Here is a 25,023-nt window from a genome sequence, read left to right on the forward strand (position 1 = left end):
AGCCATTGGGAATTACCTGCTTATTCTTCGCTGGTGTGCACTTTACGGTGCAGGATCGCCTGGAATTCATCGGCGAAGGTGTAGTAGCGGCTGATCAGCGTTTCGCTACGTGCAGCAAAGCGGTTGTAAGCAATAACAGCCGGGATGGCAGCAAACAGACCAATCGCGGTTGCAACCAATGCTTCAGCAATACCCGGTGCAACGGTCGCCAGGGTCGCTTGCTGGGCAGTCGCCAGACCACGGAAGGAGTTCATGATGCCCCACACGGTACCGAACAGACCGATGTACGGGCTGACCGAACCAACGGTTGCCAGAAATGGCAGGCTTTGCTCCAGTTTTTCTTCTTCGCGCGAAATCGCTACACGCATGGCACGCGCAACGCCTTCCATGACGGCTTCCGGGTCAACGCCCGGCTGTTGACGCAAACGCGAGAACTCTTTGAAACCGGCGCGGAAGATTTGTTCAACGCCAGAATCAGGGTCCGGGTTGCTGCCCGCCTGACGATACAGTTTTGACAAATCGATGCCCGACCAGAAACGCTCCTCAAAGCTGTCCAGGGCACGTCGACCGGCACGCAGCATGGTGCTGCGCTGAAAAATCATAATCCACGAGGTAACCGATGCAGCCAGCAAGGTCAACATTACCAACTGCACCACAATGCTGGCATTGCTGACCAAACTCCACATGGAGGAATGGTCGACGACGTTAGCTTCCACGCTTTATCTCCTGCTCTAAATGTTTACCCGCGCCGCTTACGTCGGCAAAGGCCGTACGTAAAGCTTCGGGAATGGCCCGGGGTTTAAAACTATCGGCGCGCACACAGGCCACCAAAAACTGCCCTTCACAGAGCAAGGTTGTATCCGCAGCCCGCCAGACCTGCTGCTTGAAACGCAGGCTCGCACGGTTGAGTTCTGTTACTTGTGCGCTGATCAACAGTTCGTCGTCCAGTCGCGCCGGTGCGTGGTAACGCGCCTCGCTGGAATGCACGACAAATAACAGGTTCTCGCCTGCCAGCGCGGATTGGGCAAAGCCCAGCTCCCGCAGCCTTTCGGTTCGAGCCCGCTCCATAAACTTAAGATAATTTACGTAATACACGACGCCACCCGCATCGGTGTCTTCGTAATAAACGCGACAGCGATGTGCGAACGGCTCAAGCCTGTTTTGCGCGCGCATACTCTAGTGCTTACTCCTCAGGTTGCCAATCCGCCAAACCACTGTTTTTTACGCTTCTTAGACTTTAATACCCAAGTTTTTTAGCGCCAGCCCTTGAGACAGCAAAAAGCGCAAAAAAATCAGCTGCGGATCGCTTAATTAATCATCCACAGCGTTCAAAAAACCATCCACAGCGGGGGTTTCGCCCAGTCGTGACGGAATGTTCAGACCAAAGTGTAAATAAGCATGTCGCGTCACCACTCGACCCCGAGGCGTACGCATGATGTAGCCCTGCTGAATCAGGTACGGCTCCAGCACATCCTCAATGGTGTGACGCTCTTCGCTGATGGCGGCGGCAAGGTTATCGATACCCACCGGCCCACCATCGAACTTCTCGATCATGGTCAGCAGCAAACGCCGGTCCTGATGATCGAAACCATGCTCATCTACGTCCAGCAGATTGAGCGCCAGGTCTGCTACCGCCTTGGTGATGTGCCCCTTGGCGCGCACTTCGGCGAAATCACGCACCCGGCGCAGCAGACGATTGGCGATACGCGGCGTACCCCGCGCCCGACGAGCAATTTCAAAAGCGCCTTCCGGATCAAGCGGCAAACCAAAAATGCTGGCCGAACGGCTGACGATCGTTGCCAGGTCATCCGTACTATAGAACTCTAGCCGCTGAACAATCCCGAAACGATCGCGCAATGGGTTGGTCAGCATCCCGGCACGGGTCGTCGCGCCCACCAGGGTAAAGGGCGGCAAATCAAGTTTGATCGAGCGCGCAGCCGGCCCTTCACCGATCATGATGTCGAGCTGAAAGTCTTCCATGGCCGGGTACAAGACCTCTTCCACAATCGGCGACAGTCGATGAATTTCATCGATAAACAGCACGTCGTGGGGCTCAAGATTGGTCAGCAACGCAGCAAGATCACCGGGCCGTTCAAGCACAGGGCCCGAGGTGCTCTTGATCGACACGCCCATTTCCTGGGCAATGATGTTGGCCAACGTGGTTTTGCCCAAACCGGGCGGGCCAAAGATCAGCGTGTGGTCCAGCGATTCTGCGCGCCCGCGAGCCGCTTGAATAAACAGCTCCATCTGCTCACGCACAGCTGGCTGACCAATGTAATCCCCCAGGCTCAAAGGGCGAATCGCACGATCCTGCACGTCTTCCCGGTCGCGCCCACTCGAGGCGGTTATCAAACGATCAGCTTCAATCACTTAAATCATTCCCTTAAGGGCACGGCGAATCATGTCTTCACTGCTCAACGTTTTGTCTTTGATGGCTGACACCGCCTTGCTCGCCTCCTGAGGTTTATACCCCAGCGAGATCAAGGCGCTGACTGCATCACTCTCGGCACTGGCCACCGGTACCGGTGCATCCGGCTGGTTAGGTACCAACGCAAACATGCTCGGCACTTGCTCCCAGGCCTTAAAGCGATCCTTGAGTTCAACCAGTAACCGTTCGGCTGTTTTTTTGCCGACTCCCGGCACCTTGGTCAAGGCCGAGGTGTCCTGAGCCTGCACGCAACGCACCAGCTCATCAACCTCCAAACTGGACATCAAGGCCAGCGCGAGCTTGGGACCGACGCCATTCAGGCGGATCAGCTCACGAAAGAAGTCACGCTCACGCTTACCACTGAAACCATAGAGCAACTGCGCATCTTCGCGAACCACCAAGTGCGTGTGCAGGGTCAGCGGCTCACCAATTGAAGGCAAACGATACAGCGTGATCATGGGCACTTCGACCTCATAGCCCAAGCCGTTTACATCGAGAATCAAGTGCGGCGGCTGTTTTTCAGCCAGAGTGCCACGCAAGCGTCCAATCACGTTCAGATCCTTTTCTCTGGCCAGATCAATGGCTGACAAGTAGAACAACAGAGCCGCATCATTGCAGGTGCAGCCCTGTTAGCAAGTTTAATCAGGCTAGAAGGCCCTTTTCAGAGACGCAAACGCCCGCCACGGCGGCGCGCCGCCCCCAAACCATGAGGCAACAGGCTGGAACGGGTGTGCGCATGGCACAAAGCAATCGCCAGCGCATCAGAAGCATCGACCTGTGGTTTGGTGGTGAGCTTGAGCAAGTGCATGACCATCATCATCACCTGCTCTTTATTCGCTCCGCCCGTCCCCGCTACAGCCTGCTTGATTTGTGTTGCAGAATATTCGGCAATCTCCAGGCTTTCTTCGGCACCCGCGACAATTGCAGCCCCTCTGGCCTGACCCAGCTTCAAGGCCGAGTCGGCATTGCGGGCCATAAAGACTTTTTCAATGCCCATGGTGACCGGGCCGTAGGTCTGAATAACCTCACGCACCCCACGATAGACAATCTGCAAACGCTCATGCAGTTCGCCGCCGCCTGTACGAATACACCCCGAGGCCACGTACACACAGCCACGCCCAGTGTCTTGCACTACGCCATAGCCGGTGATTCGCGAACCCGGGTCAATACCAAGAATAAGAGTCATAACGCCTGCAGCTTATGAAGTGACGCCCACCGGCACATACCCGGACAGCTTAAAGGCAGAAGCCGGAGGTGCACAGCGCCGCGATCATCGCGGCGTTGCACCTCCGGCCTCTGTTAGACGGGTTCAGGTCAGGCGAGCTGTTCCAGCACCGCATCCGGGATTTCAGCGTTGGAGTAGACGTTTTGCACGTCATCCAGGTCTTCGAGCATGTCGATCAGCTTAAGCACTTTTTCAGCGCCCTCCAGATCCAGCTCGGCACTGGTGGTGGGCAACATCACGATTTCTGCATCAGCCGGGGCAAAACCCGCCGCCTCAAGGGCGTTGCGAACCGCGTAAAAGCCCGAAAACGAGGTGAAGACATCGATGGAGCCATCGCTGTTGGTCACCACGTCATCGGCATCGGCTTCCATCGCAGCTTCCATCAAGGCATCTTCATCAACGCCCGCTGCAAAGGAAATCTGCCCCTTGCGCTCGAACAGATAGGCCACCGAGCCATCCGTGCCCAGGTTGCCACCGCACTTGCTGAACGCATGACGCACCGCAGCCGCCGTACGGTTACGGTTGTCGGTCATGCATTCGACCATCACCGCCACGCCGCCCGGGCCGTAACCTTCGTAGCTCAGCTCGACCATATCGTCGGTTTCAGCCGCGCCAGCACCCCGCGCGATCGCCCGATCAATGATGTCGCGGCTCATGTTCGCGCCCAGCGCCTTGTCCAGCGCCAGTCGCAGACGCGGGTTCGTAGCAGGATCGCCACCGCCCTGACGGGCAGCAACGGTCAGTTCACGAATCCACTTGGTGAAAATCTTGCCTTTTTTGGCATCCTGACGCTCTTTGCGGTGCTTGATGTTCGCCCACTTAGAATGACCTGCCATAACCCACTCCGAATCCTTGATGAAACCTTGCCGGCCTCAGCACATGCCATGGCCCCGCAATAAAAATGCTCGACCCAATGACAAAGGCGCATCCGAAGATGCGCCTTTGAAGGTCAGACTTACTCCGCCTTAGGCTGTTCGCGCAAACGAATGTGCAGCTCGCGCAACGCTTTGGCATCTACCAGACCTGGCGCCTGAGTCATAACACAGGCAGCGCTCTGGGTTTTCGGGAAGGCAATCACTTCACGAATCGACTGAGCACCAGTCATCAGCATCACCAGACGGTCAAGACCGAATGCCAAGCCACCGTGCGGCGGTGCGCCGTACTTCAGGGCGTCGAGCAGGAAGCCGAACTTCTCTTCTTGCTCTGCTTCATCAATGCCCAACAGGCGGAACACCGCTTGCTGCATTTCTTTACGATGGATACGGATCGAACCGCCACCCAGCTCAGTACCGTTCAACACCATGTCGTATGCGCGGGACAGAGCGGTAGCCGGGTTGGCTTCCAGCTCTTCTGGCGAGCATTTTGGTGCGGTGAACGGGTGGTGCAAGGCGCTGAAGCTGCCGTCGTCGTTCTCTTCGAACATCGGGAAGTCGACAACCCACATTGGCGCCCACTCGCAAGTCAGCAGGTTCAGGTCGTTACCCACCTTGATCCGCAGTGCGCCCAGCGCTTCGCTGACGATCTTGGCCTTGTCGGCACCGAAGAACACGATGTCGCCATCGACTGCGCCAACGCGATCCAGGATCACATTGAGGTTAGCTTCAGGGATGTTTTTAACGATCGGCGATTGCAGACCTTCAACACCTTTAGCCCGCTCGTTGACCTTGATGTACGCCAGGCCTTTGGCACCGTAGATGCCAACGAACTTGGTGTAGTCGTCGATCTGCTTGCGCGGCATGCTCGCAGCACCCGGCACACGCAGGGCGGCAATACGGCATTTAGGGTCGTTGGCCGGGCCGCTGAACACCTTGAAATCCACTTCTTTAAGCTGGTCGGCAACGTCAACCAGTTCCAGCGGGTTACGTAGGTCTGGCTTGTCGGAACCGTAGCGACGCATGGCTTCTTCGAAGGTCATGTGCGGGAATTCACCGAACTCCAGATCCAGCACTTCCTTGAACAGGTTGCGGATCATGCCTTCGGTCAGGCCCATGATGTCTTTTTCGTCGAGGAAGCTGGTCTCGATGTCGATCTGAGTGAACTCAGGCTGACGGTCGGCACGCAGGTCTTCGTCACGGAAGCACTTGGCGATCTGATAGTAACGGTCGAAACCGGCCACCATCAGCAGCTGTTTGAACAGTTGCGGCGACTGCGGCAAGGCGAAGAAAGAACCGGCGTGGGTACGGCTTGGCACCAGGTAGTCACGCGCACCTTCAGGGGTGGCACGGGTCAGGATCGGTGTTTCAACGTCCAGGAAGCCGTTTTCGTCCAGGTAGCGACGAATGCTGGTGGTCATGCGCGAACGCAGACGCAGCTTGTCGAGCATCTCTGGGCGACGCAGGTCGATAAAGCGATAACGCAGGCGGGTTTCTTCGCCAACGTCAGAGAATTCGTTCAATGGGAACGGCGGAGTCTCAGCTTCGTTCAGGACTTCCAGCTCGTAACCCAGCACTTCGATCATGCCCGAGGCCATGTTGGCGTTCACAGCACCGGCCGGACGCAGGCGAACCTTACCGGTCACCTTGACAACGTACTCGCTGCGCACGCGGTCGGCAGCAGCGAAGGTCTCAGCACGATCCGGATCGAACACAACCTGCGCCAGACCATCACGATCACGGATATCGAGGAAAATCACCCCACCGTGGTCACGGCGACGATGAACCCATCCGCAAAGGGTAATTTCCTGGCCTTCCAGGCTTTCGTTCAGTTGGCCGCAATAATGGCTGCGCATCATGGTAGTGGTTTCACTTCTCGTAATTCGTAATTCGGTGGAGGTCTTGCGCACCGTCGGTGCTGGTGTGACTGCAAGATCCCGCTTGTGTTCAGAGGGCTTTCGCTCAACCTCAGTCGGACTTGTCGCCGCCTGCCAGATTCTTTTTCGCGCCCGTCTTGAAGTCTGTTTCATACCAGCCTGTTCCGCTTAGGCGAAAGCCTGGCATGGACAGCAGTTTCTTCAGCTCAGGCGCCTGGCAGGCAGGACAATCAACCAGTGGCGAGTCACTGATCTTTTGGATGGCTTCCAGCTGATGACCACAGGAAGCACATTGGTAATCGTACATGGGCATTGGCGTGTCTCGACAATCCGTTAGCGGCAACCCGTCAGGGGCCACACAGCAAAGCGCGAGATTATATCTGGTAAATCGAGCCAATGCAGCCGCATGAGCAGCCTTAACACCTCAAAGAAAGCCTGAATATTGAAAGATTGCAAGCCACTGAACACTTAATGACGCCCAACACCGCACATCACCCTACCCACATCTGTTCTGGCAGCACGCCCCGGGCAGAGCGACCGCCCTTCATCAGGTGCATCACACAGACCACTCGAATCAGACCGCTGAAATTCTTCACACCACCGTGACGCAAATGAATCTCTCTATCGATATACGACAGTAATGCATTAATTGAGCAATGGTTACACTGGGAAATATCTGACAGCACCTCCCAATAAATCTCTTCTAGCCGCAAGCAGGTCGCAAAACCATTTAACCTGACAGACTTCGACAGTGGCTGAGCCGACCCCATACCAAAGTCCAGAATCACCGGATCAATTCTAGCCCTCTGCAATAAGCGCCCACCACCACCTGCTTGCCGTATTAAACGCCCCATATATAAAAGTCTCCATCACAACGCCTAAGATATAATTAATAGCGATTCAACATGAACACACCCTCATAAAACATTATGCAAAACTTCTTATCCAGCAGACTTAACCCGCATCTCTGTAGGAGCACTCTCGGCAACCATCCTGAATCCGCCCCTCCCTTCCTGCACGGCACTGAAATCAAGCCCCTGCACTGCCGGACCCAGCCGCACGCACACAGCCAGAACCATTGAAATCCTGCATCCCACACATTAAGAGACACCTTGCCTTCACGACAAAAAAAAGACTGAACAACAACGACTCATACCAACTACCACTTCTACTCAGCGATATTTAAACACTACAACCAGATACCTATACGTAATCCTTTATAGGAACTTAACCCGCCCCTTAATAACAACCCATTAACTGCGCACACCTTTATTACAGATAACCTACACGTTATAAGCCACACTCAATACTTATCGCTCAACAAAAAAAATCGACCAACGGTCGTTGGCTCTCGGATATTTGCCTCCCATTTTAATTTGGACACGTTCCAATACGACACAAAGAAGTGGACTACAGGGCTCTAGAGCAAGGCCTTCGCCATAAGTACGCATTTTCCGGGCCTTCTCGCGCAAACACTGCGCTCGACATCTCAATACGCTTAATTTGAGAAGGCCCAAGCTTTGCTGTTAAATAGGCAGCGTGTCGCCTTCGCCAAGTCTCTGGCGACGGTGCATAGGCTGATACCACGTGCGTGTCCAGCGCCTCCATTTTTTTCAGAAGCGAACCGCGCGCTATCAGCTCTTCCTTGCGATCCGTCTAAACGTGAGTTAATTGAAATGTTGAAAATCGTTCACCTACTAACGGGCGCAGCTGCTTTGCTGCTGTCCTTCATTCCCAGCCTGCAATCCGACGCTGTCCCTTACCTCCAACACGCTGATGCTCTTTACCTGGCTTTTCTTGGCCTGCTTAACCTGGCACTGGCGCCAGTCATTCCTTACTGGAATAAAGGCCCACGCCATCAACTGCAAAACCTGGTCAGCGCCTTGCTGGTGCTCTCTGTTGTCCTGCAAACCCTCACCCTGTTCGGCCTGCTGCTGCCGATCGGCGACCAACCAGCGATCCTGATCAGCCTGGTACCTGCCGTGATTGCTGTAGCCCTGCACTTGATCGTGAGTTTCTACAAGTCGTCACCTTCGTCCACCGCACAAACCTACGACATGACCAACCGCGATACAGGCACTGTAAAGTGGTTCAACACCTCCAAAGGTTTCGGCTTTATTTCCCGAGATTCCGGCGATGATATTTTTGTCCACTTCCGCGCCATCCGTGGCGAAGGCCACCGTGTATTGGTGGAGGGACAACGTGTTGAGTTCTCGGTGATGAACCGTGACAAAGGCCTGCAAGCTGAAGATGTGATCGCAGCGTTACCGCGCCGCTGATTTCAGCCTGAAAAAAACCGCGAGCAGCCTGGCTGTTTCGCGGTTTTTTTTATGCCTGCTGAAAACTCAGTAGTGCGGTGGCGGCGCCTCGTCCTCAAACGACTCGAATTGCCCGCCCATTTCTTCCTGGCGCTTGAGCAAGGCCGCTATCTGCAGTTGCAGTCGATCAACTGCGTTTTGCTGCGACACCAGCACATCGTTCAATGCCTGAATGGTGTCGTCCTGAAACGCCAGGCGGCTCTCCAGATCCATCACTCGCTCTTCAAGGCTCACTGCTTACCCTCCACAAACGTGAAACCAGCGCCCAGGCCCGCTTTAAGCTTGTCCCGGATCACTTGCACATCAGCCTCACTGTAAGGTTTGGCAGGATGCTTACCCCATACCGGACCTGGCCAGGCCGCATCCGACGCGTACCGGGCAATCACATGCATGTGTAACTGGCTGACCACGTTACCCAATGTGGCCACGTTCATTTTGTCAGCCGTGAAAAGCTCTTTAAGCACGCCAGCCAGCGCTGTGGTTTCAGCCCACATCAATTGCTGATCAGCGTCATCCAATTGAAACAGCTCACTGATACCCTCGCGGCGCGGCACCAAAATGAACCAGGGGTAATTCGAGTCGTTGGAAAGCAACAAGCGGCACAAAGGGAAATCCCCAATCAGCCAGGTATCCTCTTGAAGGCGTGTATCCAAAATGAACACGGGGTGCTCTCCTGTTTAACAAATAATTTAAGCTCGACTCAAGGCCGGGCCAGACCCGCCTGCCCTGCGAGCGTCAGATGTGCAGGATACCCTTGATTGCCTTCAGCATCACACCGCGCTCGCCCCTGGACGCAAGCCGATGGCCAACGGGCGTCGTACCTGCTCCAAGCATTCGCCAGACACTCCTGCACCAAAACGGCACAGACCGAGTGGTTTTAGTGCACCTAAACGTCACCTGCTACCCACACCGGGGTGAAGCGGTAACATTTTGCACATCTTTGGGGCTGCAACGCCGCCTCCGGGTGCATGCAACGCGCCCTTCAAAGCAGGCCAGCGATCACCTCAACCTCGCTAAACCGGGCCTGTCAGCCCGCCAAAAGCCAGATAATTTTTTTTCATGCTCAAAACCTGACTTGAGCATGCTTGTTGCATATACACGGTACAGGTCGACTGGGGCGCGGCAGGGGAGCTGCGACCCGACGATAAATAACAAAAAAGTTGAGCCGTCAAAAAGGGGAGCTTTAATAAGGGGTCAGCAGGCTATTTGGCTGTCTCGTTCAGAAAAACAGCTTGAGCAACATGCGAGGCACGACACATAGCTGCCAAAGAGCGACATGTAGAGTGTATTTCGTGACTTAGCTGTAAAGAAGCTGAAAGCTTTTGAAGGCAACTATAGCCAATAGGGTCGGCGTGATATAAGTTTGCGCCGACACAAAAAGAAAGAGCCGCCCAGATAATAATTCAGGTGGGACGGCAGTACTCTTCCTAAAACCAAAGGAGCAAATCACGATGCGCGTGATGAAGTGGAGCATGATCGCCCTGGCTGTTTCAGCCGGAACTACACAGTTCGCAATGGCTTCGTCCCAGGACGATTCCAAAGGTTTTATTGAAGACAGCACGCTGACTTCCAAAACTCGCATGTTGTACATGAACCGTGACTTCAAAAACGGCGCTGGCAACATTGCCAAGCCAGGTGGCGGCTACAAAAGCGGTTACCGTGAAGATTGGGGTCTGAGCGAACTGCTCAACTACTCTTCGGGCTTCACCCAAGGCACCATCGGTGTCGGTGTTGATGCATTCGCCATGGGCACCCTGCGCCTGGACGGCGGTGCCGGTCGTCAAGGCAACGGCCTGTTCGCTTCCAAGAGCGATGGTTCGCCAGAAGACACTCAATCCAAGGCCGGCGGCGCTATCAAATTCCGCCTGTCCGACACCGTCCTGAAGTACGGCAACCAGTTCGTTGCAAGCCCGGTTTTCTCTACCGATGACAGCCGTTTGCTGCCTGAAGTGGCGACCGGTACTTTGATTACTTCCCACGAAATCAAAGGCCTGGAACTGAGCGCAGGTCGCTTCACCGCCATCAGCTCGCAGACCGGCATGTACCATGACAGCCTGCACCTGCCAGCAGCCAACATCGCCGGCGCGACCTATCAGTTCACCGACAACTTCGTCGGCGGCCTGGCAGCGTCGGACGTTGATGACTACTTCAAGAAGCAGTACATCAACCTGAACTACACCTTCCCGATCGACGATTCTCAAGCCCTGAACTTCGACTTCAACGGCTACAGAACCTCGAGCCAAGGCCAGGAACTGGCAGGCAACGTTGACAACAAAATCTGGAGCTTGGCAGCGGCCTACAGCATCGGCGCTCACAAGTTCACCCTGGCTCACCAGCGCTCTACCGGTGACAGCGGTTACTACTACGGCGTAGACGGCGGCGGCACCATTTTCCTCGCCAACTCCGTGCAATACTCCGACTTTAACGGCAGAGACGAGCGTTCATGGCAGGCTCGCTACGACCTGAACATGGCCACCTATGGCGTGCCAGGCCTGAGCTTCATGGCTCGCTACGTTAAAGGCGACAACATCAACACCGACACGGGCGAAGGTAAAGAACACGAGTTCAACTTCGAGAGCAAATACGTGATGCAAGAAGGCCCGGCCAAAGACCTGTCCTTCCGCCTGCGTAGCGCTGTTTACCGCAACAACGGTAACTACCACGCAGACAGCGGCAACACTGACAACAACGATGTTCGTATCATCGTTGAATACCCACTGAACATCTTGTAATAACCGCCTTCGGGCAGTCATTACCCGCATTGTTCAGTAAAACCCCGCATCTATTCAGGTGCGGGGTTTTTTATTGCCTGCGGATTACGCTTATATATAGGAAGCTAACTAACAAGCATAAATGCAAGCAATTATCACTCACTCAAAGCTGACTTCCGAGTCCATCTTCAGATATGTCTTACACACCCCAGAAACAATTAAAGGGACCGAAGTCCCTTTAATTGTTTTTGTGCCTATTAAATAGCTGACTATCGAATTAACAATTAGCCCGCAGACACTTCCTGCACAACGCGAACGACCCGTTGCGGAAACGGAATATCAACACCCTGCGCTTTTAAGCGGTCGCGGGCATGTTCGTTAAACATGAACAAGACATCCCAGTAGTTGGGCGTATCAACCCACACACGCAGCGACATGGTGATTGCACTGTCGCCCAAGGCGGTCACAACCACGGCTGGCGCTGGCTCTTTCAGCACCCGAGGGTCGTCAGCCAGGGCCAGCAAGACCTCACGCACCTTCTGCAAATCTGCCTCGTAATCGACACCCACATCAAACACCACCTTGCGCGTCGGCTGACGGCTGTAATTGGTGATGACGCCGTTGGACAGGTTGCCGTTGGGCACGATAACGGTTTTGTTGTCACTGGTGCGCAGCACTGTGTGGAAGATTTGAATGCTATCTACAGTTCCGCTCACGCTTTGCGCTTCGATCCAGTCACCGATTTTGAACGGGCGGAACAGCAAAATCAGCACCCCACCCGCAAAGTTGGCAAGACTGCCCTTCAACGCCAGGCCAACGGCCAAGCTAGCAGCACCGATTGCAGCCACAAATGAGGTTGTCTGGATGCCAATCATCGAGGCGACGCTGACCACCAGCAACACCTTGAGAATGATATTAACCAGGGTACTGATAAAGCCTTGCAGCGCCAGATCAGCCTTGCGCACTGCCAGCAACTGCCTCAACTTGCCAGTTAGCCGATTAACCAACCACCAGCCAACACCCAGCGTGATAAGCGCCAGCAACACACGACTACCGTATTCCATAATCATTGGAAGCCAGGCCTGCGAGGTCTTGACCAGGTGATCAATTTCCGCGTTCAGATCCATTTATCTCTCCTAATACCGATATCCGGTGACGTTGTTCAGGCTCTGTACCCGATATGTCCATGCTCAGTGATGCTTCAGGCCGTCGCCGCACCTAAGCTTCACTCGAAGACATGTCGTACAGACCCAAACGATTGAACGCTCACGCTCAATCGTTTAAGCCGCGCCCAGGAAAATCGGACGTCGATGATCGCCACAGGTTCCCTGGCCGTGATCAGTCGCGGAAGTTATTGAACTGCAGCGGCATGTCAAACGTCTTGGCACGCAGGGCTGCAATGGCTTCTTGCAGGTCATCACGCTTCTTGCCGGTGATACGAACCTGCTCACCCTGAATGGCTGCCTGCACCTTCAACTTGGCGTCTTTGACGTGAGCAACGATCTTTTTCGCCAGCTCTTTATCAATGCCTTCCTTAAGCACCGCCTCTTGCTTCATCAGCTTGCCCGATGCGTAAGCATCCTTGACTTCAAGGCACTGCACGTCGATTTTGCGCTTGACCAATGCCAGCTTGAGGATCTCAATCATGGCTTCGAGCTGAAAATCCGCCTCGGCGGTCAGATTCACCGTAAGGTCTTTTTCTTTGAACTCAAAGCTGCCTTTGCCTTTGAGGTCATAACGACGGTCCAGCTCCTTGACGGCGTTCTCGACTGCGTTGGTGACTTCGTGTTTGTCCAGTTCGGATACCACGTCGAACGACGGCATGTAATTTCTCCACTCTTTAAAGGGCGCGCACAACACAGATGGAGCGCGCCTGACCTGACAGTTAAAATGCGCGGGCATTATAGCGGTTCTTCCACGTCATTCACTTGCGAGCACACATGCCACCTTTTAACTGCAGATCTGCCCCTACTCGCTGGCACATTCTGGGCGCCGGCAGCATGGGCACACTGTGGGCCGCCCGGCTGGCGAGAGCGGGGTTGCCGGTTACATTGATCGTGCGCAACGCAGCGCGCCTGCACGCCTATAAGGCTGCCCACGGCTTAACTCTAGTTGAAGGCGAGCAAACCCACCTGCTGCCCGTCACCGCTCAGTTGCCTGAGGCTGACGAGCCGATCGAGCGTTTGCTGGTCACCTGCAAGGCGTATGACGCCGAACACGCCATCGCGCAGATTGCCCACCGGCTTCAACCCGGTGCCGATGTGGTGCTGTTGCAAAATGGCCTTGGCAGCCAACAGGCGGTGGCGGCCAGGGTGCCCCAGGTACGCTGCATTTTTGCCTCCAGCACAGAAGGCGCATTTCGTGAGAGCGACTGGCGCGTAGTCTTTGCTGGAGCGGGCCACACCTGGCTGGGCGATACCCGTCAGGGCGAAGCACCGCACTGGCTCGAAGACCTGCAACGCAGCCACATCGCCCACGAATGGAGCCCGACGATTCTCAGCCGCTTGTGGCGAAAGCTGGCGCTGAACTGTGCGATCAATCCGCTGACGGTACTGTACAACTGCCGAAATGGCGGCTTGCAGGCGCACCGCGCCGAGGTCGACACCCTGTGTGACGAGTTGGCTGCCTTGCTTGAGCGCTGCGACCAAGCCGAGGCGGCAGACAACTTGAATACCGAAATGCATCGTGTGATCCAGGCCACGGCCAACAACTATTCTTCAATGCATCAGGATGTCGCCCAAGGCCGGCGCACCGAAATCAGCTACTTGCTGGGTTACGCCTGCGAAGCGGCACGCCAGCGGCAGTTCGCCGCGCCGCATTTACACGCCCTGCATCAGCGACTGATCGACCACCTGAAGCAGCGCGGATTGCCCTGCAACTGAGGCCCGCGCTACCCTGCGACTTCGTTCTTCTTTATGCGGTCATTGCGATGCCCTTGCGCCAGCGCCTCGAAAACCTTCCGGTCGGCCAGAAGTTGCTGGCCGCCCTCCTCGTCCTGCTGGCGACTGTGCTGGTGGTGGCCAACTTAACCTTCATCACCGCCGCGTACTGGATTTCACACGAAAGCACCGCCCCGCAAGCCTTGCAAACCCTGGGGCGGCTGGCGTCCAACCCTAAACTGATTGTTGAGTCGCTGGACTCTGCGTCACAGGCTGAAGCGTTGCTCGACGAAATAGGCAGCTACGCACCTCTGCGCGCGGCGGCCATTTACGACGGCTCAGGGCATTTGCTGGCTCAACTGCAACATGGCGAGCACCTGCCACTGCCCGAGCACTACCGCCAGCTTGAAGCCTGGAGCCTGACCGAGCTGCGCAGCCACCTGATCACGCGCTTGCACAACGGCGATAAACCTTCAGGGCACTTGCTACTGATCGCCAGCAGCGAATTACCCGCCGCGTTTTACACCGGCACACTCACCGCGAGCCTGGGGATTTTGATCTTCAGCATTTTGCTGTGGCTGGTGGTTTCACGGCAGATCAAACGGCTGATTACCCACCCCATCCATCGCCTTGAAGAACTCTCGCGCCAGGTCACCCGCGAAGAAAACTACGCCTTGCGCGCAGCACCGGGTAATCACGATGAAATCGGCAGCCTGGCGGAAGCATTCAACACCATGCTGTCGCGTATCGAAGCACGCGAACAAGAGCTCAAACGCGCCCGTGATGAGGCGCAGGCAGCTTACGACCAAGCCCAGACCCTGGCCGAAGAAACCCGCCACACCAACCGCAAGCTGGAGCTTGAAGTACAAGTTCGCAGCAAAATCGAGAAAAAACTGACGGGGTTCCAGAACTACCTCAACAACATCATCGACTCAATGCCCTCCGCCCTGATTGCGCTGGACGACCAACTCTACGTCACCCAGTGGAACCAGGAAGCCAGCGCCCTGTCCGGGACGAAACTCGATGAGGCCATGAACCAGCCGATCTACCTGGCCTTCGAACCGCTCAAACCCTTTTTGCCGCAGCTTAAAGACACCATCGAAACCCATCGCGTGGCCAAGATCGAACGGGTGACCTGGACCCAGAACGACGAAGTCCGCCACTATGCCCTGACCTTTTACCCGCTGACCGGCAGCAGCGGGCGCGGCGTGGTGATCCGTATCGACGACATTACCCAGCGCCTGTCACTGGAAGACATGATGGTGCAGTCGGAAAAAATGCTTTCGGTGGGCGGACTCGCGGCCGGCATGGCCCACGAAATCAACAACCCCTTGGGGGCGATTCTGCACAACGTGCAAAACATTCGCCGACGCCTGTCCAGCGACCTGCCGAAAAACCTGGAAGTCGCCGAGCAGACCGGCATTACCCTGGATGCAATCAGCCACTACTTGCAGGCCCGCGAAGTGCCGCAGTTACTCGACGGCATCCAGCAGGCTGGCGCTCGCGCAGCAAAAATCGTCACCCACATGCTCAGCTTCAGCCGCCGCAGCAACCGGCAAATGAGCCCGTGCGATTTATCGGCGTTGATTGATCAGGCCATAGACATTGCCAGCAATGACTTTGACCTGGCCCTGGGTTTTGATTTCAGGGGCCACGACATTGTTCGCCAGTTCGACCCCGAGCTGGGCCCCGTGCCCGGTATCCCCAACGAACTGGAGCAAGTGCTGCTCAACCTGCTGAAAAACGCAGCCCAGGCCATTCATCAGCGTCCCGCCAATACCGAGCCCGGGCGCATCATTTTGCGCACCAAACTCAACCCGCCCTGGGCGGAGATCCAGGTGGAAGACAACGGCGTCGGCATGCCCGAACAGGTGCGCAAACGCATCTTCGAGCCGTTTTTCACCACCAAGGAAGTCGGCCAAGGCACCGGGCTTGGCCTGTCTGTGTCGTACTTTATTGTCACCAACAACCACAAAGGGCAGATGGAAGTGCACTCCACATTAGGCCAAGGCACCTGCTTCACCCTGCGCCTGCCATTGGCGGGCAACCTGCTGCCTTCTCACGAATCAACCACCATGGAACTGTAAACATGGGTTTTCGCTTATCAAAGATCTACACCCGCACCGGCGACAAAGGTGAAACAGGCCTTGGCGACGGCCGGCGTGTGCCCAAGGATCACCCGCGGGTAGAAGCCATCGGCGAAGTCGACACGCTCAACAGCCAATTGGGTCTACTGCTGGCCGGGCTCAGCGCCCACAGCGTCGAGTGTTCGGGGCTAAATGAGTTGATTGAAGTGCTTGAACCTTGTCAGCATCGACTGTTCGACCTGGGTGGCGAACTGGCCATGCCGGTGTATCAGGCGCTCAACAGCGCTGAAGTCGAACGTTTAGAGGCGGCGATTGACCGCTGGAACGAAGAGTTGGGCCCGCTGGAAAACTTCATTTTGCCCGGCGGCTCCACCTTGATCGCCCAAGCCCACATCTGCCGCAGCCTGGCCCGCAGCGCCGAACGCCGCTGCCAGCAACTCAATGCTCTGGAACCATTGGCGGGGGTGGGTCTGGCCTACATCAACAGGCTGTCAGACCTGCTGTTCGTGGCCGCGCGTTTGATTGCCAAACGCCAGGGGATAGCCGAGATCTTGTGGCAGGCGGCAGCCAAGCCCGCCGAATAAACCGTATTCCCCTAATGGTGTAGTCGCTCGCCCCCTGTAGGAGCGAGCTTGTCTCGCGATCTTTTGACCTTCTACACCTATCTGGTAGGAGCTGACGAGGTACGAAGGCTGCGAGCTTTTTACGGCTGCTTCGCAACCGGACGTAGCCTCGCAAAGCTCGTCAACTGCTACAGAGATCTCGTGCCCTCTGTAGGAGCGAGCTTGCCTCGCGATCTTTTGATCTTCTACACCTATCTAGTAGGAGCTGACGAGGTACGAAGGCTGCGATCATTTCACGACCGCTTCGCACCCGATCGCAGCCTTCGTACCTCGGCAGCGACTACAGAGATCACGCCCCCCGTCGCTTCAACGCCGCACTGAGGTCTATTCCTGCGGCCAGAACGCGCGTATACCGGCAACGCCCTGTGCGCCGATGTTCCATGCTTGCTGGCAATCGTCCGGCCCCAACCCGCCCAGCAAAAACACCGGCTTGTTGAAGTTGGCGATCAACGCCTGCGCCTGCTCCCAGCCCAAAGGCTGTGTATCCGGGTGGGTCTGGGTTGGCAATACCGGCGACAGGGTCACAAAATCCACGTCCATCTGCTCAGCCAACGCCAGTTCTTCTGCGTTATGGCACGAAGCTGCCAACCAGCGCTCTTTTGCCAACGGCCGGCCCTTGGCGGCGTATTTGCGCAATTGCGCCGCGGTTAAATGCCAACCCGCCGAAGGAAAATCCCCCAACCATTCCAGCGGACCTTTAAGCATCAGTTGCGCCTTGCCGGCACACAACCCGGCCGCATCCACCGCCAAATCGCGGTACTTGGGGTCGTAACCATTGGGCGCACGCAATGAAACCAGCTTGATACCGCCTGCAATGGCCTTCTGCAAACCGCGCAACAACTCCGGCGTTTCCAGCCCGTCCGGGGTGATCAGGTATTGATCCGGCAAACGCGCAGCCGCCACTATCGGCTGATTCGCCGCCGGGAACTCATAACTGGCCAAGTCTCGCGCCGAAGCCCACGCCAATGGCTGACCTTCTGCACCATGAGGCTCGCCCGTGAATTGCGAAACTTCCCAAACATCAAGCAGAACCTGCTTGTCCGGGTAATCATGCTGAACCTTGATCAACGGTCGCGCAGCGCTCACCGTAATCCCCAGTTCTTCTTGCAGCTCACGATTCAACGCAGCCTCGACCGACTCCCCTGCCTCGACCTTGCCACCAGGGAACTCCCAGAGCCCGCCTTGATGCTGAGTATCAGCGCGACGGGCAATCAGTACCTTGCCGCCCTCGCCACGGATAACGGCCGCAGCCACATGAATTCGTTTCACCCTTGTGCTTCCTCTAATCCGGCCTGTTGCCAGGCTTTAAACGCCAAACCTTGGTATCTACCCGCACCAACGTTCTACGCGAGCATGGCCTGCATGCTCGCGTAGAGCAGTGATCAGGTACGGTATTCAGCGTTGATTTTCACGTACTCGTGGGACAAGTCTGTGGTCCAGATGGTTTCGCTGGCGGTGCCGCGACCCAATTCGATGCGAATGGTGATTTCTTCGCGAGCCATCACCGCCGAGCCCTGCTCTTCGGTGTAAGTGGCCGCACGTGCGCCGCCGCTGGCAATGCACACTTCGCCGAGGAACACGTCGATTTTGCTCACGTCCAGGTCCGGCACACCGGCACGCCCAACGGCCGCCAAAATACGGCCCCAGTTCGGGTCAGAGGCAAACAGCGCAGTCTTGATCAACGGCGAGTGAGCCACGGTGTAACCGACGTCCAGGCATTCCTGGTGGTTGCCGCCGCCATTCACTTCAACGGTCACGAACTTGGTCGCGCCTTCGCCGTCACGCACGATGGCCTGGGCCACGTCCATGCACACTTCAAACACCGCCTGCTTCAAGGCTGCGAACAGCGGGCCGCTGGCTTCGGTGATTTCTGGCAGGTTGGCTTTGCCGGTGGCAATCAGCATGCAGCAATCGTTGGTCGAGGTGTCGCCATCGATGGTGATGCGGTTGAACGACTTGTTGGCACCGTCAAGCAACAGGTTTTGCAGGACGTCGCGGGACACTTTGGCGTCGGTCGCAATGTAACCCAGCATGGTGGCCATGTTCGGACGAATCATGCCCGCACCTTTGCTGATGCCGGTGACGGTGATGGTCACGCCTTCATGCTCAAACTGACGGCTCGCCCCTTTCGGCAAGGTATCTGTGGTCATGATGCCGGTGGCCGCTTCGGCCCAATGGTTTTCCGACAGGTCGTCCAGCGCGGCTTGCAAAGCACCTTCGATTTTCTCAACCGGCAGCGGCTCGCCGATCACACCGGTGGAGTACGGCAGCACAGCGCTGGCATCCACACCCGTCAGTTCAGCCAGCTTGGCGCAGGTGCGTGTGGCCGCGATCAGGCCCGGCTCGCCGGTACCGGCGTTGGCATTGCCAGTGTTGGTCAGCAGGTAGCGCACTGCCCCCTGAACACGTTGCTTGGCCAAAATCACCGGCGCGGCGCAAAAGGCATTCAAGGTGAACACGCCAGCGACGTTCGAGCCTTCCGCGCAGCGCATGACCACGACATCCTTACGCCCGGGACGCTTGATACCGGCGCTAGAAATACCCAGCTCAAAACCGGCCACCGGGTGCAAAACAGGCAAAGGACCAAGACCAACAGCCATGACGCGCTCCTACATAGAGATGACAGTTCCGCCAATGGGCGGGAATTCAATGGTAAAACGCCGCGACGGCTAAAGCCGGTCGCGGCGCAGGTGTTTCAGCAAATGAAGCGGGCTTTAGTTGATTTGCCCGTGACAGTGCTTGTATTTCTTGCCCGAGCCGCAGTAGCACAGCTCGTTGCGGCCCAGCTTCTGGTCATTGCGCACCGGCTCGGACGACGTGTCGACGTCAGCGATGTCTGCACCTTCAAGCACTTGGGCCATGGCATCAGGCTGATCAAGGCCTGGCGCTTCGGCGTGCTGGAACTGCATGCGCGAAGCCAGCTCTTCAGCTTCTTGACGCAGACGGGCTTCTTCTTCAACCGGGTCTTCGCGACGAACCTGTACATGGGACAGTACACGGATCGAATCACGCTTGATCGAATCAAGCAGCTCGGAGAACAGGTTGTACGACTCGCGCTTGTACTCTTGCTTCGGGTTCTTCTGCGCATAGCCGCGCAAGTGGATACCGTGACGCAAGTGGTCCATGGTCGACAGGTGGTCTTTCCACAGGTCGTCCAGAACACGCAGCACAATTTGCTTCTCGAACGTGCGCAGGGCTTGCGCGCTGGCCTGTTCTTCTTTCTCGTTGTACGACGCCAGCAGCTCGTTCAGCAGCTTCTCGCGCAGGGTTTCTTCGTACAGGTGATCGTCTTCGTCGAGCCATTGCTGGATCGGCAGTTTCACCCCAAAGCCGCTTTCGATGGCGGCTTCCAGACCGGCAATGTCCCACTGCTCAGGCAACGATTGCGGCGGGATGTGCGCGCTGACCGTGCTGTCGAGCACGTCCTTGCGGAAGTCGGCAATGGTTTCGCCGATGTTTTCAGCCGCCAGCAACGTGTTACGCATGTGATAAATCACTTTACGCTGCTCGTTGTTAACGTCATCGAACTCCAGCAATTGCTTACGGATATCGAAGTTGCGACCTTCAACCTTGCGCTGAGCCTTTTCGATTGCGTTGGTCACCATGCGGTGCTCAATCGCTTCGCCAGACTGCATGCCCAGGGCCTTCATGAAGTTCTTCACTCGATCAGAAGCGAAGATACGCATCAGGCTGTCTTCCAGCGACAGGTAGAAGCGGCTGGAACCGGTATCACCCTGACGACCGGCACGACCACGCAACTGGTTGTCGATACGGCGCGATTCATGGCGCTCGGAAGCGATGACATGCAGACCACCCGACTCCAGCACTTGCTGGTGACGTTTTTGCCAATCGGCTTTGATCTGGGCAATTTGCTCTGGCGTCGGGTTCTCGAGCGAAGCCACTTCGACTTCCCAGTTACCGCCCAACAGGATGTCGGTACCACGACCGGCCATGTTGGTGGCGATGGTCAGTGCGCCCGGACGACCGGCCTGTGCAATGATTTCAGCTTCTTTTTCGTGGAACTTGGCGTTCAGTACCTTGTGCTCGATGCCTTCCTGCTTCAGCAGGTTGGACATGTGCTCAGAGGTTTCGATGGTGGCAGTACCGACCAGTACCGGGCGGCCTTTTTCCATGCAGTCCTTGATGTCGGCCACGATGGCGGCGTACTTCTCGTCTGCGGTCAGGAACACCAGGTCGTTGTAGTCTTTACGCGCCAGCGGCTTGTTCGGCGGGATAACCATCACCGACAGACCGTAGATCTGGTGGAATTCGAACGCTTCGGTGTCTGCCGTACCGGTCATGCCGGACAGCTTGTTGTACAGACGGAAGTAGTTCTGGAAGGTTGTCGATGCCAGGGTCTGGCTCTCTGCCTGAATGTTCAGGCCTTCCTTCGCTTCAATCGCCTGGTGCAGGCCTTCGGACAGACGACGACCCGGCATGGTACGGCCGGTGTGTTCGTCGACCAGCAATACCTGACCGTCTTCAACGATGTATTCGATGTTGCGATGGAACAGCTTGTGAGCGCGCAGAGCAGCGTACACGTGGGTCAACAGGCCCAGGTTGTGCGCCGAGTACAGGCTTTCGCCTTCGGCCAGCAGACCGATCTGGGTCAGCATGTCTTCTACAAACTGGTGGCCGGATTCGTTCAGCTCGACCTGGCGGGTCTTCTCATCGATGGTGTAGTGACCAGGCTTGGTGACCTCGCCTTCCACTTCTTCGATGTGCTGTTCAAGACGCGGGATCAGCTTGTTGATTTCGGTGTACAGCTTGGAGCTGTCTTCGGCCTGACCCGAGATGATCAGCGGCGTACGCGCTTCGTCGATCAGGATGGAGTCGACTTCGTCGATGACAGCGAAATTAAGCTCGCGCTGGAATTTTTCTTCCATGCTGAAAGCCATGTTGTCGCGCAGGTAATCGAAGCCAAACTCGTTGTTGGTCCCGTAAGTGATGTCGGCGGCGTAGGCTTCACGCTTTTCCTGTGGTGGCTGGAAAGGTGTGACCACACCGACCGAAAGCCCCAGGAACTCATAGAGCGGGCGCATCCAGTTGGCATCTCGACGTGCCAGGTAGTCGTTCACGGTAACCACGTGCACGCCCTTGCCGGACAATGCATTGAGGTAAACGCCCAAGGTAGCTACCAGGGTTTTACCTTCACCGGTACGCATTTCTGCGATCTTGCCTTCGTGCAAGGTCATGCCACCGATCAGCTGTACGTCAAAGTGACGCATGCCCATGATGCGCTTACCGGCTTCACGGCAGACCGCGAACGCTTCAGGCAACAATTGATCGAGGGTCTCACCTTTAGCTATGCGGGCCTTGAACTCTTCGGTCTTGGCGCGCAATTGCTCATCACTCAGAGCAACCATTTGCTCTTCGAAGGCATTAACGACCTGTACCGTCTTGAGCATGCGTTTAACTTCGCGCTCGTTCTTGCTTCCAAAAAGTTTCTTTAACAAAGGCGCAAACATATCGGCAGGATCTTCCACACATAGGGATGGAGGGCGGCCCCGAGAGTCGCCCGAGCAGCCCTGATGGCCGCATGCGAGCGAGCATTCTACCCGGAAACGGCGGTGAGGAAAGTGGCGTTATTCCACGATACTGGTACAGCGTTGTGACGGGGCCTGACTAAAATAAGGCCTTTTTGCGGAACTTCAACCCATGCAGTGAAGAAGTTACCTATTGATTTTGCATATAAACTTAACCGTTTCAGGTCTGTGTCGAGGGAAATGGCGGTTTCTGCTAGGATTGCCATTCAGTTTTCTCAGGTGTTTGATCATGGCATTTCGCCCACACCCAGCACGTGCACCCGCCGTTCTGCTCCGCGAGGCCAAGCCCCTAAAAGCCATTTTTGGCCATGCCAAGCGCCTTGCGCACCTGCAACGCCTGCTTGAAAGCCAACTCCAGCCTGCCGCCCGCGAACATTGCCACGTGGCATCCTGGCGTGAAGGCAGCTTGTTGTTAATCGTCACCGATGGCCATTGGGCCACGCGTTTGCGCTACCAGCAAAAACGCCTGCAACGTCAACTGCAAGCCTTTGACGAGTTCGCCAGCCTGACCCGGATTTTGTTTAAAGTGCAGCCGCCTACCGTGCAAGCCAAAGTCGGCGGGCACACCCATGACCTGTCTGTGGATGCCGGGCAAACCATCCAGGCCACCGCCGAAGGCATCAGCGACCCGGCCCTGCGCGCAGCCCTTGAACGCCTGGCCAGCCACGCCCGACCAAAATAAGCCCACCATCTGTAGCAGTTGACGAGCTTTGCGAGGCTACGTCCGACTGCGCAGCAGTCGTAAAACCTGCACACGCTATCTATATGACAAGCCTAAAAGATCTCAGCCTGCGGCAGGCTCCTACGCAAAAACTCGGCTTCTGCCGCAGGACCGCCGCTTCATTTACGCTTGCCATTACCCAGCAACGACCCCAATAACCCGCGCACCAATTGACGGCCCATCTGGCTCGCGGCCTGGCGTGCCATCGATTGCAGGGCTTTGCCGGTACTCGTCCCCAAAAACTCACCCGCCTGATCCAGCAAGCTCGGCTCATGGGGCGCCGCCGGTGCTTGCCCTTCTGGCGCCTGGCCCTTGCGCGCCTGCAGCACTTCGTAAGCCGATTCGCGGTCTATGGGTTTGTCATAACGCCCCTGCAAGGGCGAACTGGCAATCAAGGCCGCCCGTTCGGCCTCACTCAGCGGCCCGATGCGCGACTGCGGTGGCGCAATCAATACGCGCTGAACCATCGCTGGCGTGCCCTTTTCTTCGAGCATGCCCACCAACGCCTCGCCCGTACCCAGTTCGGTCAACACCGCCAACGCACTAAATGCCGGGTTCGGGCGAAACCCGTCGGCCACCGCCCTCAGCGACTTTTGCTCTTTGGCGGTGAACGCACGCAATCCATGCTGGATACGCAAGCCCAATTGCGCCAGCACCGTGTCAGGCAAGTCCGCCGGTGATTGCGTGACAAAGTACACACCCACGCCTTTGGAGCGAATCAACCGGACCACTTGCTCCAAACGGTCTTGCAGCGCCTTGGGCGTATCGGCAAACAACAAATGCGCCTCGTCGAAAAACAGCGCCAGCAAGGGCTTGTCGGCGTCGCCACGCTCCGGCAATTGCTCAAACAGCTCAGCCAACAGCCACAACAGAAAGGTCGCATACACTTTGGGCGCTTCGTGCACCAGGCGGCTGGCATCCAGCAAATGGATGCGCCCACGGCCATCGCTGGCAGGCTGCAAGAGGTCTTCGAGTTGCAGCGCAGGCTCACCAAACAAAGACTCGGCGCCCTGCTGCTCCAACGTGGCCAAACGGCGCAATAACGCCTGGCTGGACCCCGTCGTCATCAACGCTGCGTCTTCGCCCAGCACGTCCGGGTTCTCACGCAAATGCCCGAGCAGCGCCTTGAGGTCTTTGAGGTCCAGCAGCAACAAGCCTTCGCGATCAGCCACTTTAAACGCCGCGTACAACGCAGACTGCTGGCTGTCGGTCAGCTCAAGCAAACTGCCCAGCAGCAACGGCCCCATTTCGCTCAGGGTTGTGCGCAACGGATGGCCCGTTTTGCCCTGGATGTCCCACAGGGTGACCGGGTACGCCTTGGGCTGATAATTCAGCCACGGCATGCTGGCAATGCGCTCCGCAATTTTGCCTTGGGGATTGCCCGCCGCGCCCAGCCCACACAGGTCGCCCTTGATGTCGGCGGCAAACACGGCAACCCCCGCATCGCTGAATTGCTCAGCCAAACGTTGCAGGGTGACGGTTTTACCGGTCCCCGTGGCACCCGCCACTAAACCATGGCGATTGGCCAAACGTAACGACTGAGCAATGGGCTGACCCGCAAGGTCAGCGCCGAGTACAAGAGCAGAAGAGTCAGGCATTTTGCCACCTTTGATTAATCTTTCACGGGTCCGCGTCGATACCCTCTTAATGCTAGACCAGAAAATTCCTGATTTAGCGTAGGAAAGCCCACTTATAAATACTCAAATCGCTTCTGTTCTAGCCGTGATTTGTAGAGT

23 protein-coding genes are annotated in these 25,023 nt (G+C 56.6%); 6 read left to right on the forward strand and 17 right to left on the reverse strand.

Annotation, left to right across the window (positions count from 1 at the left end):
* Positions 1-20: 20 nt before the first annotated feature.
* From tolQ to GHO25_RS04360, 9 genes are all read right to left on the reverse strand, one after another.
* Positions 21-716, reverse strand: coding sequence for a protein TolQ (gene tolQ, locus GHO25_RS04320; RefSeq protein ID WP_048370552.1), 696 nt, complete (start codon positions 714-716; stop codon positions 21-23).
* Positions 706-1,173 carry a tol-pal system-associated acyl-CoA thioesterase gene (ybgC, locus tag GHO25_RS04325; protein WP_048370554.1) on the reverse strand — a complete coding sequence of 156 codons (468 nt, stop codon included), beginning with the start codon at positions 1,171-1,173 and terminating at the stop codon, positions 706-708. Before ybgC ends, tolQ begins: the two co-directional genes overlap by 11 nt.
* Before the next feature lie 138 nt (positions 1,174-1,311).
* Positions 1,312-2,370 carry a Holliday junction branch migration DNA helicase RuvB gene (gene ruvB / locus GHO25_RS04330; RefSeq protein ID WP_178109978.1) on the reverse strand — a complete coding sequence of 353 codons (1,059 nt, stop codon included), beginning with the start codon at positions 2,368-2,370 and terminating at the stop codon, positions 1,312-1,314.
* Complete coding sequence (gene ruvA / locus GHO25_RS04335; RefSeq protein WP_178109979.1) at positions 2,371-2,979, reverse strand: Holliday junction branch migration protein RuvA; 609 nt, start codon at positions 2,977-2,979, stop codon at positions 2,371-2,373. It abuts the gene before it with no gap.
* A 110-nt stretch (positions 2,980-3,089) separates the two neighbouring features.
* Positions 3,090-3,614: a crossover junction endodeoxyribonuclease RuvC gene (gene ruvC, locus GHO25_RS04340; protein ID WP_048370560.1), complete on the reverse strand. Its 525-nt coding sequence runs from the start codon at positions 3,612-3,614 to the stop codon at positions 3,090-3,092.
* Between the two features lie 128 nt (positions 3,615-3,742).
* Positions 3,743-4,489 carry a YebC/PmpR family DNA-binding transcriptional regulator gene (locus tag GHO25_RS04345; protein ID WP_153330745.1) on the reverse strand — a complete coding sequence of 249 codons (747 nt, stop codon included), beginning with the start codon at positions 4,487-4,489 and terminating at the stop codon, positions 3,743-3,745.
* Between the two features lie 119 nt (positions 4,490-4,608).
* Entirely contained in the window at positions 4,609-6,384 is a 1,776-nt protein-coding gene (gene aspS / locus GHO25_RS04350) for an aspartate--tRNA ligase (RefSeq protein WP_048370563.1), read from the reverse strand.
* A 109-nt stretch (positions 6,385-6,493) separates the two neighbouring features.
* Positions 6,494-6,715 carry an FmdB family zinc ribbon protein gene (locus GHO25_RS04355; protein ID WP_048370564.1) on the reverse strand — a complete coding sequence of 74 codons (222 nt, stop codon included), beginning with the start codon at positions 6,713-6,715 and terminating at the stop codon, positions 6,494-6,496.
* A 178-nt stretch (positions 6,716-6,893) separates the two neighbouring features.
* Positions 6,894-7,256, reverse strand: a complete 363-nt coding sequence (locus GHO25_RS04360; RefSeq protein ID WP_048370565.1) for a ribbon-helix-helix domain-containing protein — start codon at positions 7,254-7,256, stop codon at positions 6,894-6,896.
* Positions 7,257-8,078: 822 nt separating this feature from the next.
* On the opposite strand from GHO25_RS04360, the gene GHO25_RS26720 reads away from it, so the two are divergent.
* Complete coding sequence (locus GHO25_RS26720) at positions 8,079-8,681, forward strand: cold-shock protein (protein WP_048370568.1); 603 nt, start codon at positions 8,079-8,081, stop codon at positions 8,679-8,681.
* A gap of 66 nt (positions 8,682-8,747) precedes the next feature.
* Here the strand turns inward: GHO25_RS26720 and GHO25_RS04370 are convergent, their stop codons facing one another.
* Entirely contained in the window at positions 8,748-8,954 is a 207-nt protein-coding gene (locus GHO25_RS04370) for a SlyX family protein (protein WP_048370570.1), read from the reverse strand.
* A complete protein-coding gene (locus GHO25_RS04375) occupies positions 8,951-9,382 on the reverse strand; it encodes an HIT domain-containing protein (protein WP_048370571.1) in 432 nt (143 codons plus the stop codon). The genes GHO25_RS04370 and GHO25_RS04375 overlap by 4 nt, the downstream gene beginning before the upstream one ends.
* 789 nt (positions 9,383-10,171) lie before the next feature.
* Between GHO25_RS04375 and GHO25_RS04380 the strand changes: the two genes are divergently transcribed.
* Positions 10,172-11,452, forward strand: a complete 1,281-nt coding sequence (locus tag GHO25_RS04380) for an OprD family porin (RefSeq protein WP_048370573.1) — start codon at positions 10,172-10,174, stop codon at positions 11,450-11,452.
* Positions 11,453-11,715: 263 nt separating this feature from the next.
* Here GHO25_RS04380 and GHO25_RS04385 read toward each other — a convergent pair whose 3' ends face one another.
* Both GHO25_RS04385 and GHO25_RS04390 read right to left on the reverse strand, forming a co-directional pair.
* Positions 11,716-12,558, reverse strand: coding sequence for a mechanosensitive ion channel family protein (locus tag GHO25_RS04385; RefSeq protein ID WP_153329542.1), 843 nt, complete (start codon positions 12,556-12,558; stop codon positions 11,716-11,718).
* A 211-nt stretch (positions 12,559-12,769) separates the two neighbouring features.
* Positions 12,770-13,255: a YajQ family cyclic di-GMP-binding protein gene (locus GHO25_RS04390; protein WP_018926510.1), complete on the reverse strand. Its 486-nt coding sequence runs from the start codon at positions 13,253-13,255 to the stop codon at positions 12,770-12,772.
* A 176-nt stretch (positions 13,256-13,431) separates the two neighbouring features.
* Between GHO25_RS04390 and GHO25_RS04395 the strand changes: the two genes are divergently transcribed.
* The 3 genes from GHO25_RS04395 to GHO25_RS04405 are packed head-to-tail and all read left to right on the forward strand — an operon-like array spanning position 13,432 to position 16,981.
* Positions 13,432-14,313, forward strand: a complete 882-nt coding sequence (locus GHO25_RS04395; RefSeq protein WP_256677158.1) for a putative 2-dehydropantoate 2-reductase — start codon at positions 13,432-13,434, stop codon at positions 14,311-14,313.
* A gap of 47 nt (positions 14,314-14,360) precedes the next feature.
* Positions 14,361-16,397, forward strand: a complete 2,037-nt coding sequence (locus GHO25_RS04400) for an ATP-binding protein (protein WP_048370581.1) — start codon at positions 14,361-14,363, stop codon at positions 16,395-16,397.
* 2 nt (positions 16,398-16,399) lie between these two features.
* Positions 16,400-16,981 carry a cob(I)yrinic acid a,c-diamide adenosyltransferase gene (locus GHO25_RS04405; protein ID WP_153390006.1) on the forward strand — a complete coding sequence of 194 codons (582 nt, stop codon included), beginning with the start codon at positions 16,400-16,402 and terminating at the stop codon, positions 16,979-16,981.
* Positions 16,982-17,344: 363 nt separating this feature from the next.
* Here the strand turns inward: GHO25_RS04405 and GHO25_RS04410 are convergent, their stop codons facing one another.
* From GHO25_RS04410 to secA, 3 genes are all read right to left on the reverse strand, one after another.
* Positions 17,345-18,289, reverse strand: a complete 945-nt coding sequence (locus GHO25_RS04410) for a Nudix family hydrolase (protein ID WP_178109980.1) — start codon at positions 18,287-18,289, stop codon at positions 17,345-17,347.
* 113 nt (positions 18,290-18,402) lie between these two features.
* Entirely contained in the window at positions 18,403-19,620 is a 1,218-nt protein-coding gene (argJ, locus tag GHO25_RS04415; RefSeq protein WP_153390008.1) for a bifunctional glutamate N-acetyltransferase/amino-acid acetyltransferase ArgJ, read from the reverse strand.
* 114 nt (positions 19,621-19,734) lie between these two features.
* The gene (gene secA, locus GHO25_RS04420; RefSeq protein WP_048370589.1) at positions 19,735-22,488 is read right to left on the reverse strand and encodes a preprotein translocase subunit SecA; all 2,754 of its coding nucleotides are present in this window, start codon (positions 22,486-22,488) and stop codon (positions 19,735-19,737) included.
* A 307-nt stretch (positions 22,489-22,795) separates the two neighbouring features.
* Here secA and GHO25_RS04425 point away from each other — a divergent pair, with 307 nt between their 5' ends.
* Entirely contained in the window at positions 22,796-23,248 is a 453-nt protein-coding gene (locus GHO25_RS04425) for a DUF721 domain-containing protein (RefSeq protein ID WP_048370590.1), read from the forward strand.
* A gap of 158 nt (positions 23,249-23,406) precedes the next feature.
* On the opposite strand, the gene GHO25_RS04430 is transcribed toward GHO25_RS04425, so the two are convergent.
* Entirely contained in the window at positions 23,407-24,885 is a 1,479-nt protein-coding gene (locus GHO25_RS04430) for a helicase HerA-like domain-containing protein (RefSeq protein ID WP_153390009.1), read from the reverse strand.
* Between the last annotated feature and the right edge of the window lie 138 nt (positions 24,886-25,023).

Origin of the sequence: Pseudomonas sp. FSL R10-1350 (genome assembly GCF_009600525.1) — a bacterium.
Lineage (GTDB): Bacteria > Pseudomonadota > Gammaproteobacteria > Pseudomonadales > Pseudomonadaceae > Aquipseudomonas > Aquipseudomonas helleri.

Excerpts from the sequence above, each read along its gene's own strand:
- ybgC (WP_048370554.1), bottom strand. The coding sequence starts at position 1,173 with ATGCGCGCGCAAAACAGGCTTGAGCCGTTCGCACATCGCTGTCGCGTT.
- ruvC (WP_048370560.1), bottom strand. The coding sequence starts at position 3,614 with ATGACTCTTATTCTTGGTATTGACCCGGGTTCGCGAATCACCGGCTAT.
- GHO25_RS04395 (WP_256677158.1), top strand. The coding sequence starts at position 13,432 with ATGGGCACACTGTGGGCCGCCCGGCTGGCGAGAGCGGGGTTGCCGGTT.
- GHO25_RS04385 (WP_153329542.1), bottom strand. The coding sequence starts at position 12,558 with ATGGATCTGAACGCGGAAATTGATCACCTGGTCAAGACCTCGCAGGCC.
- GHO25_RS04380 (WP_048370573.1), top strand. The coding sequence starts at position 10,172 with ATGCGCGTGATGAAGTGGAGCATGATCGCCCTGGCTGTTTCAGCCGGA.
- argJ (WP_153390008.1), bottom strand. The coding sequence starts at position 19,620 with ATGGCTGTTGGTCTTGGTCCTTTGCCTGTTTTGCACCCGGTGGCCGGT.
- GHO25_RS04355 (WP_048370564.1), bottom strand. The coding sequence starts at position 6,715 with ATGCCCATGTACGATTACCAATGTGCTTCCTGTGGTCATCAGCTGGAA.
- GHO25_RS04405 (WP_153390006.1), top strand. The coding sequence starts at position 16,400 with ATGGGTTTTCGCTTATCAAAGATCTACACCCGCACCGGCGACAAAGGT.
- aspS (WP_048370563.1), bottom strand. The coding sequence starts at position 6,384 with ATGATGCGCAGCCATTATTGCGGCCAACTGAACGAAAGCCTGGAAGGC.
- GHO25_RS04360 (WP_048370565.1), bottom strand. The coding sequence starts at position 7,256 with ATGGGGCGTTTAATACGGCAAGCAGGTGGTGGTGGGCGCTTATTGCAG.
- GHO25_RS04345 (WP_153330745.1), bottom strand. The coding sequence starts at position 4,489 with ATGGCAGGTCATTCTAAGTGGGCGAACATCAAGCACCGCAAAGAGCGT.
- GHO25_RS04390 (WP_018926510.1), bottom strand. The coding sequence starts at position 13,255 with ATGCCGTCGTTCGACGTGGTATCCGAACTGGACAAACACGAAGTCACC.
- GHO25_RS04425 (WP_048370590.1), top strand. The coding sequence starts at position 22,796 with ATGGCATTTCGCCCACACCCAGCACGTGCACCCGCCGTTCTGCTCCGC.
- GHO25_RS04430 (WP_153390009.1), bottom strand. The coding sequence starts at position 24,885 with ATGCCTGACTCTTCTGCTCTTGTACTCGGCGCTGACCTTGCGGGTCAG.
- secA (WP_048370589.1), bottom strand. The coding sequence starts at position 22,488 with ATGTTTGCGCCTTTGTTAAAGAAACTTTTTGGAAGCAAGAACGAGCGC.
- GHO25_RS04400 (WP_048370581.1), top strand. The coding sequence starts at position 14,361 with ATGCCCTTGCGCCAGCGCCTCGAAAACCTTCCGGTCGGCCAGAAGTTG.
- GHO25_RS26720 (WP_048370568.1), top strand. The coding sequence starts at position 8,079 with ATGTTGAAAATCGTTCACCTACTAACGGGCGCAGCTGCTTTGCTGCTG.